Annotated in this window: 12 protein-coding genes; 5 read left to right on the top strand and 7 right to left on the bottom strand. The window is 66.7% G+C overall.

The genetic code is table 11. The features are described 5' to 3' along the window. Positions 1–92 precede the first annotated feature (92 nt). The 5 genes from rbbA to phbB form a co-directional block, all read right to left on the bottom strand. A complete protein-coding gene (rbbA, locus tag DI526_RS21120) occupies positions 93–2,834 on the bottom strand; it encodes a ribosome-associated ATPase/putative transporter RbbA (RefSeq protein WP_304282251.1) in 2,742 nt (913 codons plus the stop codon). 4 nt (positions 2,835–2,838) lie between these two features. After that, positions 2,839–3,915 carry an HlyD family secretion protein gene (locus DI526_RS21115; RefSeq protein WP_304282249.1) on the bottom strand — a complete coding sequence of 359 codons (1,077 nt, stop codon included), beginning with the start codon at positions 3,913–3,915 and terminating at the stop codon, positions 2,839–2,841. Further along, positions 3,912–5,396, bottom strand: coding sequence for an efflux transporter outer membrane subunit (locus DI526_RS21110; protein WP_304282247.1), 1,485 nt, complete (start codon positions 5,394–5,396; stop codon positions 3,912–3,914). The genes DI526_RS21115 and DI526_RS21110 overlap by 4 nt, the downstream gene beginning before the upstream one ends. A gap of 84 nt (positions 5,397–5,480) precedes the next feature. Next, entirely contained in the window at positions 5,481–5,915 is a 435-nt protein-coding gene (locus DI526_RS21105; protein ID WP_304282243.1) for a hypothetical protein, read from the bottom strand. A gap of 72 nt (positions 5,916–5,987) precedes the next feature. Next, positions 5,988–6,716 carry an acetoacetyl-CoA reductase gene (phbB, locus tag DI526_RS21100; RefSeq protein ID WP_304282253.1) on the bottom strand — a complete coding sequence of 243 codons (729 nt, stop codon included), beginning with the start codon at positions 6,714–6,716 and terminating at the stop codon, positions 5,988–5,990. Positions 6,717–6,854: 138 nt separating this feature from the next. On the opposite strand from phbB, the gene DI526_RS21095 reads away from it, so the two are divergent. The 5 genes from DI526_RS21095 to fabI are packed head-to-tail and all read left to right on the top strand — an operon-like array spanning position 6,855 to position 12,770. Then, positions 6,855–7,592 carry a TetR/AcrR family transcriptional regulator gene (locus DI526_RS21095; protein ID WP_304282240.1) on the top strand — a complete coding sequence of 246 codons (738 nt, stop codon included), beginning with the start codon at positions 6,855–6,857 and terminating at the stop codon, positions 7,590–7,592. A gap of 18 nt (positions 7,593–7,610) precedes the next feature. Further along, positions 7,611–9,368, top strand: a complete 1,758-nt coding sequence (locus DI526_RS21090; RefSeq protein ID WP_304282237.1) for an alpha/beta hydrolase — start codon at positions 7,611–7,613, stop codon at positions 9,366–9,368. Positions 9,369–9,370: 2 nt separating this feature from the next. Beyond that, positions 9,371–10,813, top strand: coding sequence for a bifunctional enoyl-CoA hydratase/phosphate acetyltransferase (locus DI526_RS21085; protein WP_304282235.1), 1,443 nt, complete (start codon positions 9,371–9,373; stop codon positions 10,811–10,813). Then, positions 10,810–12,000 (top strand): acetate/propionate family kinase, encoded by a 1,191-nt coding sequence (locus DI526_RS21080; protein ID WP_304282233.1) that lies wholly within the window; start codon positions 10,810–10,812, stop codon positions 11,998–12,000. The genes DI526_RS21085 and DI526_RS21080 overlap by 4 nt, the downstream gene beginning before the upstream one ends. Then, a complete protein-coding gene (gene fabI / locus DI526_RS21075) occupies positions 11,997–12,770 on the top strand; it encodes an enoyl-ACP reductase FabI (protein WP_304282230.1) in 774 nt (257 codons plus the stop codon). The genes DI526_RS21080 and fabI overlap by 4 nt, the downstream gene beginning before the upstream one ends. A 107-nt stretch (positions 12,771–12,877) precedes the next feature. Here the strand turns inward: fabI and DI526_RS21070 are convergent, their stop codons facing one another. After that, positions 12,878–13,363, bottom strand: coding sequence for a hypothetical protein (locus DI526_RS21070; RefSeq protein ID WP_304282228.1), 486 nt, complete (start codon positions 13,361–13,363; stop codon positions 12,878–12,880). A gap of 184 nt (positions 13,364–13,547) precedes the next feature. Then, positions 13,548–14,558 carry an AI-2E family transporter gene (locus tag DI526_RS21065; protein ID WP_304282226.1) on the bottom strand — a complete coding sequence of 337 codons (1,011 nt, stop codon included), beginning with the start codon at positions 14,556–14,558 and terminating at the stop codon, positions 13,548–13,550. Positions 14,559–14,855 lie beyond the last annotated feature (297 nt).

Raw genomic sequence — 14,855 nt, 5'->3', positions numbered from 1 at the left:
CCTTCGTCACTTCGACGAGACCAAAACCCTCCTCTAAACGGAACCCTCAATCTGTCTCATGGGCGCTGACGGCGGACACGCCTGGCGCATGGTCAGCGGTCCTGCTTTTTGAGGAGTACAATCGAGAGGCCGATGATCGCCGGAGCGGCGATCATCAAGGGCCAGAACGATTCCGCCAGATCGTCGAACCGCAGTCCTTTGTTGAACACACCGCGGCTGATCGTGAACAGGTGATTGGCCGGGTAGATCTCGCCAATCACTCGGGACATGCCCTCCATCGACGAGACCGGATCGAGCATGCCGCCATAGATTGTGGTCGGGATCAGCGTGCCGACCATCGCCAGGAACATAGCGGCGATCTGGCTGTTGGTGACGGCGGAAGCCAAGAGGCCCATGCCCGTAGCAATCACGCAGCACAGCAAGGCCCCCAGCACCAGGGTCGAAAGGCTGCCGGTGACGGGCACCTTGAAGACGAAGATTGCCAAGAGCAGCATGGCCAGGAAATTGATCATCGCCAGCACGATATAGGGGACCTGCTTGCCCAGCAGGAATTCCGTTTGCGTAACCGGCGTGACGTAGAGGTTGATGATCGAGCCCGTCTCCTTCTCGCGCACCACGGCCAGCGCCGTCAGCATGGCCGGCAGCATCAGCAGCAGCAGCGGGATCACCACCGGCGCCATGGCGGGCAGGCTCTTGACGTCGGGATTGTAGCGGAAGCGGTTCTCGATCGAGACCGAGGATGACGTCGCCAGACCCGCGGCTTTGGCCTGTTCCATCAACCAGTGCTGGTGCATGCCCTGGACGTAGCCCTGGACGGTTTCGGCCCGCATCGGCATCGCCCCATCGAACAGGGCGGCGATCGAAACCGGTTCGCCGCGCAGGACGTGTCGACCAAAGCCCGGGGGAATCTCGATGGCCAGGGACAGCTCACCGTTGCGCATCCGGCGGTCCAGGTCGTCATAGTCGCGGATCGGCGCCTGCTCGATGAAGTAGGGTGAGCCGGAGATGTCGAGCTGATATTTTTGGCTGAGCGGGCTCTGGTCGCGGTCCAAGACCGCGTAGCGCAGGTTGTTGACGTCCAGGCTGATCCCAAAGCCGATGACCAGCATCAGGATCACCGATCCCAGCAGGGCCAGGGTTCCGCGCACCGGATCGCGCTGCAGCTCCAGGGTCTCGCGCCAGATGTAGCTGACCATGCGTTGGACGCTGAAGCCGCGATGGGCCTGGGCATGGGCTTCGACCACTTGCGGAGCCTCGGGCGCGATCACCTCGGGTTCGGCGTCGGCCCCTCCGGCCTCGACCAGATAGTCGATGAACGCTTCTTCCAGGCTGGCCGCGCCGCGCTTCTCGATCAGCCTGGCCGGAACGTCGCTGTCCAGCACCTTGCCGGCGTGCATCATCGACATGCGATCGCAGCGCTCGGCCTCGTTCATGAAGTGGGTCGAGATGAAGATCGTGACCTTGTCGCGCCGCGACAGCTCGACCAGCAGCCGCCAGAAGGCGTCGCGCGCCACCGGATCGACGCCCGAGGTCGGCTCGTCCAGGATCAGCAGCTCGGGCTTGTGGACCATGGCCACGGCGAGCGACAGGCGCTGGCGAATGCCCAGCGGCAGCTGCTCGGGAAGCACGTCAAGCACCCGCTCTAGGCCAAACCGCTCGGTCATCTCCGCGACGCGGGCCGGGATCTCGCCAGCGGGCACGTTGAATAGCCGCGCGTGCAACTCCAGATTCTGGCGCACGGTCAGTTCGCCATAGAGCGAAAAGGCCTGGCTCATATAACCGACGCGCCGACGGGTGGCGATGTCGCGCGGATCGACCTCGCGGCCGAACAGCCAGGCCTGGCCCTCGCTGGCCTGCAACAGGCCAGTCAGCATCTTCATAGTAGTCGACTTGCCGCAGCCATTGGAGCCCAGGAAGCCGAAGATCTCGCCGCGACGGATGCGGAAATTGACTCGATCGACCGCGACGAAATCGCCGAAGCGCATCGTCAGGTTCCGGGCCTCAATGGCGATGTCGTTCTCGTCCGTCTCCAGCGTAGGGATCACCACCGGCGCATGGCCCCGCTTGCGCGCCTCCGGCAACAGCTCGGCAAAGGCGGCTTCGAGGTTCGAACATCCCGTGCGCCGCAGAATCTCGTCCGGCGCGCCGGTCGCCAGCACCGCGCCGTCATCCATGGCGACCAGCCAGTCGAAGCGCTGGGCCTCGTCCATGTAAGCGGTGGCGACGATGACGCTCATACCCGGGCGCTGGCGTCGGATGCGGGCGATCAGGTCCCAGAACTGCGCACGCGCCAGCGGATCGACCCCGGTCGTCGGCTCGTCCAGGATCAGCAGGTCCGGGTCGTGGATCAACGCGCAGCACAGGCCCAGCTTCTGTTTCATGCCGCCCGACAATTTGCCGGCCGGCCGCGCCAAGAAGGGGTAAAGGCCCGTGCTTTGCGTCAGGTCGTCGATGCGCCGGCGGCGCTCGGCCGCGCCGTGGCCGAACAGGCGAGCGAAGAACTGCAGATTCTCTTCGGCCGACAGGGTTGGATAGAGGTTCTTGCCCAGCCCCTGGGGCATGTAGGCGATGCGCGGGCATACCGCCTCGCGGTGCCGGCGGTCGCTCATGTCGCCGTCCAGCACCCGCACGGTCCCGTGCTGCGCGGCGCGGGCGCCGGCGATCAGCGACAGCAGGCTGGACTTGCCCACTCCATCGGGTCCGATCAGGCCGATCATCCGCCCTTGGGGGATCTCCAGGTCGAGACCCCGCAACGCCTGTGTCTTACCATACCGTTGGCGCAGGCCAGCGACGCGGACCACTGGCTCCCCGCCCGGAGCGCTTTCGGTGGACATCCGCCTAGTCCTTCTTCGCCTTGGCCAGATCCTCCGGCCACGGCGCTTTGGGATCGATGCGCACATAGGCCATGCCCGGCAGGCCGGTCTTGACCTGGGCCACATGGCGCGCCAGCAGCGCCGGATCGATCTGGGCGCGCAACCGGAACATCAGCTTCTGGCGCTCGCTCTGGGTCTCCACGGTCTTGGGTGTGAACTGAGCGACGTCGGCCACGTAGCTGATCTTGGCCGGGATGATGCGGTCAGGCGCGGCGTCCAGCACGATGCGGGCCTCGCTGCCGATGGCGACCCGCCCGGCTACGGTCTCGGGCAGGAAGAAGGTCATGTAGACGTCGGTCAGGTCCACCAGGTTCATCACCCGGCCACCGCCGGCGACGACCTCGCCCGGCTGGGCCACGCGGTACTGGATGCGACCACCGCGCGGCGCGCGCAGTTCGCTGTCGCTGATGTCCGCTTCGATGCGGGTGATGGTCGCGCGAGCCGCGTCGACGTTCGATCGCGCACCTATAACCTGACCGCGAGCCGCCTCGATTCCAGCCTTCGAGGACGCCAGTTGTGCGCGCGCGGCCTCGACCGTCGCCGCCGCACCTTGGACGTCGGCAAGGTTGTCGTCGCGCTCTTGAGCGGGCGTGGCCCCTTCCCGCGCCAGGGTTTCGGACCGCGCCAGCCGCTTGCGCGCGGCGTTCAGCTCCGCTTCGCGCTGACGCACGGTGGCGAGCGCAGCGGCGTATTCGCTCTGGCGTTGGCCTACCTGGGTCTCGGCGATCTGCACGGCGTTGACCCTCTGGGCCAACCCAGCCTGCGCCTCCGCCAGCTGGGCCTTGAGGGTCTCGGTGTCCATCAGCGCGACGACGTCGCCGGCCTTCACCAGTTGGCCCTCGGCCGCGACGATGTCGCGGATACGTCCGGGCGTCTTGGCCGCGATGTCGATCTCGACGGCCTCCAACCGGCCGTTACCGGCGACAATGCCCTCGGGCAGTCCTTTGGGCTGCAACGTCGACCACAGCATGAAGCCGCCGGCGACGACCACCACGGCGATCGCGCCCCGGACGATCCAGGTCTTGCGTGTCGCTTGCGTCATGGATTTTGCCCTTTGTTGGCGTCCGATGAGGGGGTGTCGAAAGTCGGGTTGGACGCGAAGCCGCCGCCGAGTGCGGCGTAGAGCGACACGATGCTGGCCAGTTCGGCCCGACGCAGCTCGACGAGCCCCTGCTCGGCGTCGAACAGATCTCGCTGGGCGTCGAGAACTTCCAGATAGGCCGAACGCCCGTTATCGAAGCGCAGTTGGGCCAGGCGGGCGCGTTCGCGCTGGGCTTCCAGGATCTCGCGCGTCGTCGTGATTTGTTGTTGCAACAGCTGGCGGCGCACGAGGGCGTCGGACACGTCACGGAACGCCGACTGGATGGTCTGTTCATACTCGGCCACCGCCTGTTCGCGACGCGCCAACGCAACGTCGCGATTGCCTTTCAGGCGCCCGGCGTTGAACAGCGGAACAGCGATCGTCGGCGCGAAATTCCACACTTCAGTTCCGCCCGAGAGCAGGCTGTCCAGATCATCGCTCATCGCGCCATAGGCGCCCGTCAGGCTAATATTGGGCAGGAAGGCGGCGCGAGCCGCGCCGACATCGGCCTCGGCGGCGCGCAGCTGATGCTCGGCCGCGATAATGTCGGGGCGGTTGACCAGCAGGTCCGACGGCAGGCCGGCCGGCGGCGACAGGTTCTCCGGCGCCTCCGTCAGCGAGAGTGAACCCGGCGCGATCTCCACCGGTGCGCCGACCAGCAGGGCCAGGGCGTTGCGGTTGACGGCGCGATCCCGCTCCAGGCCCTGCAGCGTCGTCCTGGCCTGTCCAAGCAGGGCTTGCGCCTGGGTCATATCCAGCTTGGAGCCCGAGCCGATCTCGTAGCGCCGCCTCATGATGCGCAGCGCGTCCTCGCGCGTGGCGATCGAATGACGCGCCAGCGCCACGCGCTCCTCATAGCCACGTTCGAGCAAATAGCCGTTGGCGACCTGGGCGATCAGCTGGGAGGCCACCCCGCGCCGGGCCTCCTCAGTGGCTAGATATCGCCAGCGGGCCGCGTCGCGCAGATTGCCGAGCCGCCCCCAGAAGTCGATCTCCCAGCTGGCGCTCAGTTGGGCGCTGACCTGGCGCACATCGACGGGCAAGACGCCCACCTGCGGCAGATTGTAGAGCGTGCGGCCCCGCGCGCCCGTCGCCACGGCGTCGAGTTGCGGATAGAGCGAAGCCCCGTCGATCCGCCAGGCCGCCCGCGCCTCGGCGACACGCGCCGCCGCGATACGGACGTCACGATTGTTGGCCAGCGCCGTGTCGATCAGATGCTGCAGCTCCGGCTCGCGAAAGACGTCCCGCCAACCGATCCTGGCGATGCTCCCGCCTTCGGCGGAAGCGACAGAATAGCTTGCCGGTGTGGGGAGCGGCGGCCGATGGCCGTCCGGCGCTAGGGAGCAGGCGGACATCCCCGCCATCAGAACGCTGGCAAGCGCCCGCTTCCAAGGCCCGGGGTAGCCCAGCCAGCGCCGCGCGCATTCATCGATCGAGCTCATGACGGCCAGGTCATTCCATTCATCAAAGCGATTGACGGCCGCGCAGTCGCCCGCGCGGCCGTCGTCGGCGAACGCTGACGTCGCTTAGGCGGCGGCTTTGGCCTTGGCGCGGGCCGCGGGCTCGGCCGCCTCAGCCACGCTGGCGGCGGTCGTCGCCAGGGGGGCGAGGAAGGCCTTGGACCAAGCCTGGTAGGCGTTGGCGAACTGCTTTTGCGCCGCCTCGGGCGAGAACAGTCCTTCGACGTTGGCGCGCCATTCCTCGAAGGCGGCCTTGGTGTCGTTCAGCGAAACTTGGCGGCATTCCTCGGCTTCGGCCAGGGCGTGCGAGTAGCCTGGCAGGATGGGGAACGACAAAGGCGCGGGCTTGTCCTCGGCGGCCTGTTCGGAGGCCGTGAAGAAGGCCTTGGCGACGATCTTGGACTGACGCTGGCCAGCGGCCCGCGCGATATTGGCGCACTTCAGGGCCAGCTTCTGATTGGCGCTGGCCAGGGCGGTGAGTTGATCGAACGGATAGCTCATCGGAATTCCCTCTAGTTAAGCCACGACTTAAGCCACGGTTGGAAAGGTTGAGAGGCCAAGCTGTGAGCCTGCTCAGCCGTTGGCGATGTATTGCCCGCCATTGATCGTGAGCACCGAGCCTGTGCAGAATCCGGCTCGCGCTGAAGCCAGAAAGGCCACCGCGTCGGCGATTTCCTCGGCCTTGCCCAGCCGTCCTACGGGGATCCCGGCGATGATCGCCTTGCGCGCCTCTTCGGGCACCGAAGCGACCATGTCGGTGTCAATGTAGCCGGGACAGACGGCGTTGACGGTGATCCCTCGCGAAGCATTTTCGAGCGCCAGAGCCTTGGTGAAGCCGATCACGCCCGCCTTGGCGGCGGCGTAGTTGACCTGCCCCATCTGCCCCTTCTGGCCATTGATCGAAGACAGATTGACGATCCGGCCGAAGCGCCTTTCGCGCATGCCCTCGATGACCGGACGTGTCATGGCGAACATCGAGTCCAGATTCGTCGACAGCACGGCCCGCCATTGTTCCCAGCTCATCTTGTGGAACATGCCATCACGGGTGATTCCGGCGTTATTGACGAGGATGGAGACCGGTCCGAGCTTTGCCTCGACCTGGGCGACACCTTCCCGGCAAGCGCCCTCATCCGCGACATTCCACCTGAAGACTTCAACGCCGTTTTCAGCGGCAAACCGCTCAGCCGCCGCGTCGTCCGACCGGTAGATCGCCGCCACCTCGTAGCCCGCGTGTTTTAGGGACTTGGCGATCGCCGCGCCGATGCCTCGCGTCCCCCCCGTGACCAGTGCGATGCTAGCCATCTCCTTAACCTCCACGACGCCAACTGCGCCGCAGCATACAACCTTCGCGCCCGCACAAAAGCTTGTATGTATACGTATGGGTATACTTTTAGATGATCGTCTAAGATGCGGGCGCGTCCATTCACAGGACCGATCGAAATGACCCAGCCGCCGCTAACCACCGTCGATGCGCCGTCCTCGCGTCTCCTCGCCAAGGGCGGGCGCCCCTCCCAAGCCGCCGCCGGGTTGCTGAACGACAGCATCCTTATCGCGGCGCTGGATCACTTCGTGCGTCATGGCTGGGCCGGCGCGACGATGGAAGGCATCGCCGCCTCGGCGGGCGTCACGAAGAGGACACTCTACGCCCGCTACGGGTCCAAGGACGGCCTGCTACGCGCCGTGGCAAATCTGGACAGCAGCCCCGTCGCCGCCGACATCGCCGCGACTATCCCACCAGGCAATCCGCGCGACAGAATCCTCTTCGCGGCCCAAGCTTGCCTCGACGTCGCGCTAAGTCCCCGCGCCCGTGACTTCTCACTCCTGATGGAACAGCTCATCCACGCGCGTCCCGAGCTGATCGAGGAGACCTCCCGTCCGCGAACAGAGCCTCTGATCGGCATCTTCAGATTCTTGCTCGAGGAAGGCGCGCCTAGCGGAGCGATAGCGCCGGATAGGCTCGACGTCATGGCCGAATGCCTCTTTGACCTTCTCGTCGTCACCGCCCGGATCAGGGTGCTGCATGGGCTCATCCCATCGGATCAACCCGAGGCTCAGGCGCGACACCTAGCTAAGGTTCTAGATGCATTCGCGGCTGGCGTGCCGGCTCTGCAGGCGCCTGCCCCGTTCGCGGCGATCAAGAGCGGTCCAAGCTCAAGCCCACCCCGTAAAGACGAATAGGCTCGTGGAGACGAAAGCATGACGACGCCCAGCACCGAGACCGCGCCAGATCCCTTGGACGGCTTCGCCGAAACCCTGGATCGCGCCGCGGCCGCCGCCACGGCCCAGATGACGAACGGTCTTTCGCCCGCAACCATGCTGCTGGCGGCGACCGACTGGGGCGTTCACCTGCTTCGCTCTCCCGGAAGGCTGCTGCAACTGAACGCAAAGGTGGCGCGCAAGCAGTTGAGGCTGCTAGACTATGTCGCGCGTAGCGCCAAGGACCCCGCGACCGCGCCGGCGATCGAGCCGCTTCCACAGGATCGGCGCTTTTCGGACCCGGCCTGGTCTCAAGCGCCTTTCAACCTGATCGCCCAGTCCTTTCTGCTGAACCAGCAATGGTGGCACGCGGCCACGACCGGCGTCAGCGGGGTGTCCAAGCACCATGAAGACATCATGGCCTTCGCCACCCGGCAGGTCCTGGATCTCCTGGCGCCCACCAATTTCGTCGCCACCAACCCGGTGCTGCAGCGCCGGATCGCTGAGACGGGTGGCCAATGCCTCATAGATGGCTTCCATCATTTCGTGGATGACCTGCGTCGACAGTCGCGGGGCGAGCCGCCCGTCGGGACCGAGGCCTTCAAGGTCGGTGAGACCGTCGCCACGGCGCCGGGCAAGGTCGTCTATCGCAACCGCCTGATCGAGCTGATCCAGTACGCGCCGACCACCGACCAAGTTCGTCCAGAGCCGGTGCTGATCACGCCCGCCTGGATCATGAAGTACTACATCCTGGATCTGTCGCCGGGGAACTCTCTGGTTCGCTGGCTGACGGACCAGGGCTACACGGTCTTCATGATCTCCTGGCTCAACCCGGGCAGTCACGACCGCGACTTGGATCTGGACGCTTATCGCCGGCTGGGGCCGATGGCCGCCCTCGACGCGATCACCGCCATCACCGGCGCAACGCACATCCATGCGGCCGGCTACTGCCTGGGCGGAACGCTGCTGTCGATCACCGCCGCGGCTATGGCCCGCGACGGCGACACGCGCCTGGCCAGCGTGACGCTGCTGGCGGCCCAGACCGAGTTCAGCGAACCGGGCGAGCTTGGCCTGTTCATCGACGAGGCCCAGCTCGACCTCTTGGACAGCATGATGTGGAGCCGCGGCTATCTCGATAGCCGCCAGATGGGCGGCGCGTTCCAGATGCTGCGCTCCAACGACCTGCTCTGGTCCCACATCCTGCAGACTTACCTGATGGGCGAGCGCGAGCCGATGATCGACCTGATGGCCTGGAACGCCGACGGCACCCGCATGCCCTACGCCATGCACAGTGAGTACCTGACGCGGCTGTTCCTCGACGACGACCTGGCCGAGGGCAAGTATCGGGTCGACGGCCGCACCATCGCCCTGTCGGCGATCCGCGCGCCGATCTTCGCCGTCGGGACGCAGCGCGACCACGTCGCGCCCTGGACGTCGGTCCACAAAATCCACTTGCTGACCGGCGCGGAAATCACCTTCGTGCTGACCAGCGGCGGCCACAACGCCGGCATCGTCTCCGAGCCCGGACGCAAGAACCGGCGCTATCAGGTGCTGACCCGGCCGGTCGATGGCCCGGCCTATGACCCGGAGGAATGGCTGGTCCGCGCGACGGAGGAACAGGGCTCGTGGTGGACCCAATGGGGCCGCTGGCTCGACGCCCGCTCAAGCGCGCCGGGCGCGCCTCCGCCTCTGGGAGCCGTCGACAAGGGTTATGCGCCGATCGCCGACGCTCCCGGCGCCTACGTGCTGGAGAAGTAGCGATGACCGACAAGGACATGATCGAGAACCGTACCTTCGACGAGATCGCGGTCGGCGACAGCGCCAGCCTGGTGCGCACCCTGTCGCGTGAGGACATCCAGCTCTTCGCGCTCGTCTCCGGTGACGTGAACCCCGCCCACCTCGACGCCGAGTTCGCGCGGGGCGATGTCTTTCGCCGCGTGATCGCCCACGGCATGTGGGGCGGCGGCCTGATCTCGGCAGTGCTTGGCACGCTGCTGCCAGGCCCCGGGACGATCTATCTAAGCCAATCCCTGCGCTTCGTGCGCCCGGCCGGGGTCGGCGATGTCATCACGGTGACGGTCACGGTGACCGAGAAGCGCCCAGAAAAGCACATACTAGTCCTCGACTGCCTTTGCGCGAACCAGGATGCCCAACCCGTCATCACCGGCCAGGCCGAGGTCAGGGCGCCGACCGAAAAGGTGCTTCGCCCGCGCATCGCCCTGCCCGACGTGCGGCTGGTCGATCACGACAACTATAATCGCCTGATCGCGGCCGCCCGGGGCGCGCCCCTGTTAACCGCCGTCGCCCATCCCTGCTCGGCCGCCGCTCTTGCCGCGGCGGTCGAGGCCGCCGAGGCCGGACTGATCGAACCGATCCTGCTCGGTCCCGAGGACCGGGTTCGCGCCGCGGCCCAGGCGGCCGGCAAGGACATCGCCGCCTTGCGCCTCATTCCCAGCCTGCACAGCCATGACTCGGCGGCCAAGGCGGTCGACCTGGTGCGCGGCGGCCAGGCGGCGCTCTTGATGAAGGGCTCGCTGCACACCGACGAACTGATGGGGGCGGTCGTCGCCCGCGACGGGCTGCGCACCGAGCGCCGGATCAGCCACGCCTATGTCATGGACGTGCCGGGCCATCCCGAGCCGCTGATCATCACCGACGCGGCGATCAACATCGCCCCGACGCTCGCGGAAAAGGCCGACATCATCCGCAACGCCATCGACCTGGCCCATGTGTTGGGGCGCCCCGAACCCAGGGTGGCAATCCTGTCGGCGGTGGAGACGGTCAACCCAGCCATGCCGACCACCCTGGACGCGGCCGCGCTGTGCAAGATGGCCGATCGCGGCCAGATCACCGGCGCGCTCGTCGATGGGCCCCTGGCTTTCGACAACGCCGTCAGCCCAGCGGCGGCGGCCGAGAAGGGGATCGTCTCGCCGGTGGCGGGCCGCGCCGACATCCTGGTCGTTCCCGACCTGGAAGCCGGCAACATGCTGGCCAAGCAACTCACCTTTCTGGGCGGCGCCGACGCGGCAGGCGTGGTGCTGGGGGCGCGCGCGCCGATCATCCTGACCAGCCGCGCCGACAGCCTGCGCACGCGCCTGGCCTCGTGCGCGGTGGCGGTTCTGATGGCTCGCGCGGCGACCAAGGCCGCGCCGGGCCCGCTGATCGCTCCCTTGGCCGGCGCCTTGACCGGAGCACCGGCATGAGCGCGGTCGTCAGCCTCAACGCCGGCTCGTCCAGCATCAAGTTCGCGGTCTTCACCCTGGATCGGGACCACGTCCCGACCCTTTCTGGCGGCGGCAAGATCGAGCGCATCGGCATGGCGCCCATCCTGACCATCCGCTCGGTCGACGGGACGGTGATCGAGCAGAAGACCTGGAAAGACGGCCAGGCCCTCACCCACGCCGAGCTTCTGAGCTGGCTGTTCGATTGGGCGCGAATCCACCTCGACGGCCGCGAGATCGCCGCGATCGGCCACCGCGTCGTCCATGGCGGTCCCGACTTCGCCGTGCCGCGCCTTGTCGATGAGGCGCTGCTGGGCAAGCTAGAGAGCTTCAACGCCCTGGCGCCGCTCCACCAACCGCACAATCTCGCCGCCATCAGCGCGATCGCCAAGCTGGCGCCGGGGCTGCCTCAGGTCGCTTGCTTCGACACCGCCTTCCATCATGACCGGCCGCGGATCGCCACAAGGTTCGCCATCCCCCGCGCCCTGCATGACCAGGGCATTCGGCGCTATGGCTTCCACGGCCTGTCCTACGAGTACATCAGCAAGCGCCTGGCGGAGCTCGATCCGGGGTTGGCGGCGGGGCGTGTGATCGTCGCGCACCTGGGCAACGGTGCGTCGCTGTGCGCCATGGCCAGCGGGCGCAGTGTCGACACGACCATGGGCTTCACCGCCCTGGACGGCCTGGTGATGGGCACGCGTTGCGGCGCGATCGATCCGGGCGTGGTGCTGCACCTGCAAACGCAGGTGGGCATGACCGCGCACCAAGTCGAAAGCCTGCTCTACAAGCAGTCTGGCTTACTCGGCGTCTCCGAACTCTCCAGCGACATGCGCGCACTCTCGGCCAGTGACCGCCCGGAAGCCCAGGAGGCCATCGAGCTGTTCTGCTGGCGCGCGGCGCGGGAAATGGGCGCGCTGGCGGCCACGCTCGGCGGCGTGGACGGGGTGGTTTTCACCGCTGGCATTGGCGAGAACCACGCCGATGTCCGGGCCCGAATCTGCCGGCGCCTGGAATGGCTGGGCGCGCGCCTCTGCGAGACGGCCAACGCCCGCGGCGAGCCGGTCATCAGCCTGCCCGACAGCAAAATCAAACTGTGGGTCATCCCCACCGACGAGGAACGCATGATCGCCCTGCATACGGCCTCCCTCCTCCAGGACGGGGCCCGATGACGCCGCTGGTGGACCTTACGAGCAAGCGCGGCCTCATCCTTGGCGTCGCCAACGAGCACAGCATCGCCGCTGGTTGCGCGCAGGCTTTCGCTCAATGCGGCGCCCGCCTGGCGGCGACTTATCTCAACGAAAAGGCCCAGCCCTTCGTACAGCCTGTCGCCGATCGCCTCGGCGTGGAATGGACCGCCCCGTGCGACGTTCGCGAACCGGGACAACTGGAGGCTCTGTTCGCGGAAACTCGGCGGCGCTGGGGCGGCCTGGACTTTCTGCTGCACTCGATCGCGTTCGCGCCGCGGGACGACCTGCACGGCCGCGTGACCGATAGTTCGGCGGCCGGCTTCGCGACCGCAATGGACGTGTCGTGCCACAGCTTCGTGCGCATGGCCAAGCTGGCCGAGCCGTTGATGTCCGACGGGGGCACGCTGCTGTGCGTGACCTTCTACGGCTCCGAGCGCGTGGTCGAGCACTACAACCTGATGGGTCCGGTCAAGGCGGCGCTCGAGAGCGCGACACGCTATCTGGCCGCGGAGCCGGGACCGAAGGGAATCCGCGCGCACGCCATCTCACCGGGCCCCATCGCCACGCGCGCGGCCAGCGGCAGAGATCGCTTCGATGAACTGATGGAACGGGCGGCCGCGCAGGTCCCGAAGGGACAGCTGGTCGATATCGCCGACGTCGGCGCCCTGGCGGCGTTTCTGGTCAGCGATGCGGCCCGGCGCATCACCGGCACGGTCATTCCCGTCGACAACGGCCAGCATTTGCGCGCCTAATCGCCAGACGCGCGCTGGCGGCGTGGGCCTGACGCCCGAGGCTCTGATCGCCTGGTCCCCGGCGCCGCCGCGAGGCGCCGCTCGCCAACGGGGCCGGCGCGTCGTATTCACCGCAAGTCCACGCGAACCCCGCCAGCCGCCAGATTGAGCTGGAGGCCGCGGTTCTCCGTCCGCAGCACGATCTCCACGCCCTTGGCGTTACGCAGCACCACGTGGCCGTCACCGACGATGAACACGCCGCTGGCCCCGGTCGCCCCATATAGCCCCGGGAAATCGTCGATCGAGGTCAGATGACGAATCTGCGCCGTGCCGACCACCCGCTCGGCACCCAAGCCCAAGGCGCTGTAACCGCTGAGCACGAAGTTGTAGCGATGGCCTTGGAAGGTCAGCACCCCCCGCCCGCTGTGATAGCCGATCACCAGGGCCAGGCTTTCGCCCCGGAACGTCGCGGTGGCCTGGTCGGACGCCGAGGCCGAACTGGGCGGCGCGGGTCGCGCCGCCGGAGCGCGCGCCAGGGCTGGCGAAGCCGAAACGGCCAGCAGGCTGACTAGGGCCAGGCTCGCGCCCAGCCAGGCAAGGTGTCGGGGGAGCATGGCGATCTCCGATCGTGTTGGGGTCATAGTAGGCCCGCCACGACCGCGCGGTTTGATCGCGCTCAAACGCACAACGTCAATGCCTCGCCGCGGTTCGATTCAGATCGGAAGCCGGCGAGAAGAGCCGGCTAGGCTCTGGGCTCATCCTCAAGCGACGCCCGCCGGAAGCTGCGGCGGATCACGACTAGGTCCGAGATCCGCTGGGCGTGGGCGGCAGCGGATCACCGTCGTTGGATATCAAAATGGCGATCCACTCCACGCTCTTGTACTGCGCCAGGGCGTACATCAGCGCCAGGGTCAGGGGGATCCCCAGGAATGCCCCGGGCAGGCCCCACAGGATGGTCCATACGCCGATGGCTAGCAGGCTGGCGGCTGGATCGATATTCTGGCTGTCGGCCTGCATCTTGGGCAACACCAGATTGCCGACGATGAACGAGATGGCCTGAATGCCGCACAGGACCAGCAGCGCCGGCGCGAGGGTCGGGAACTGCACCAGCGCGAACAGGGTTGGCCCGATGCTGCCGAGCACCACGCCGATCACCGGTAGATAGGTGAACAGGAACAGGACGAGTGACCAGAAGAGCGCGCTCTTGAGCCCGACAACGGTCATGACGAAGAACGCCCCGACGGCGATCATCAGACCGGTGATGGTCTGGATGTAAGTATAGGCCTCCACACCTTGGACGCTTCGCGTCAGCACGGTGATCAGCGCATCGGAACTACGTGACGCGGCGATCTTGGTCAGACGCATTTCAAGGCCGCGGCCACCGGCGACGATGAAGATCAGGTAGAGCGCCGTCAGCGACAGGCCAGCGCTCGCCGCCTGAAAGCTCGCGCCCGCCATGCCCAGCGCCGCCCCCACGTCCATTCGGCGGACCAGACCATCCAGGGTAAGCGGCCCGACGCCAGGCCAATGGATCCCACCCAACATCTCGTTGAGACGACGGTAGATGGTCCCTGCCTCGGCGACGATCTGGTTCACGCCGGCCACCACAACCAACATGGCGCCCAGAACGAGCCCTCCGATGAAGAGGGCGGCGACGAGCGAGATCGTACGCCTTCCCGCCCACGGCAAAGCCCTTTGGATTCGACGGGTGACAGCGCCGATAAGGATTGTCAGCACGAGCGCAAGCGCCAGGGGCCAGAGCACCGTTCGGAAGACATAAAGCAGCCCCAGCGCGGCGGAAATCGTCAACAATGGAGAAATCTTCGGCCGGGACGCTCGCACAGTATAATCTCCTACAGACGCAACGCCTTGCCTTACGACAAGTCCAGCAGCATCGCTGTCAAAATTCGGCGCACCGCTTAGCACTGAGAAGCAGACCTTTGACCAGCGCCAAGCTCAGCATCCGACCCGATGGCATAAATCGGCGGCCAACGATGTCGGACTACCGGGTGGCCTTGTTTCACGGCTGTCCGCCGTCAGCGCCCATGAGACAGATTGAGGGTTCCGTTTAGAGGAGGGTTTTGGTCTCGTCGAAGTGACGAAGGA

The sequence above is a fragment of the Caulobacter segnis genome (genome assembly GCF_003243465.1).
GTDB classification, from domain to species: Bacteria; Pseudomonadota; Alphaproteobacteria; order Caulobacterales; family Caulobacteraceae; genus Caulobacter; species Caulobacter segnis_A.
The sequence above is the reverse complement of the archived record's forward strand: the minus strand, read 5'-3'. Positions and strand labels throughout refer to the sequence as shown.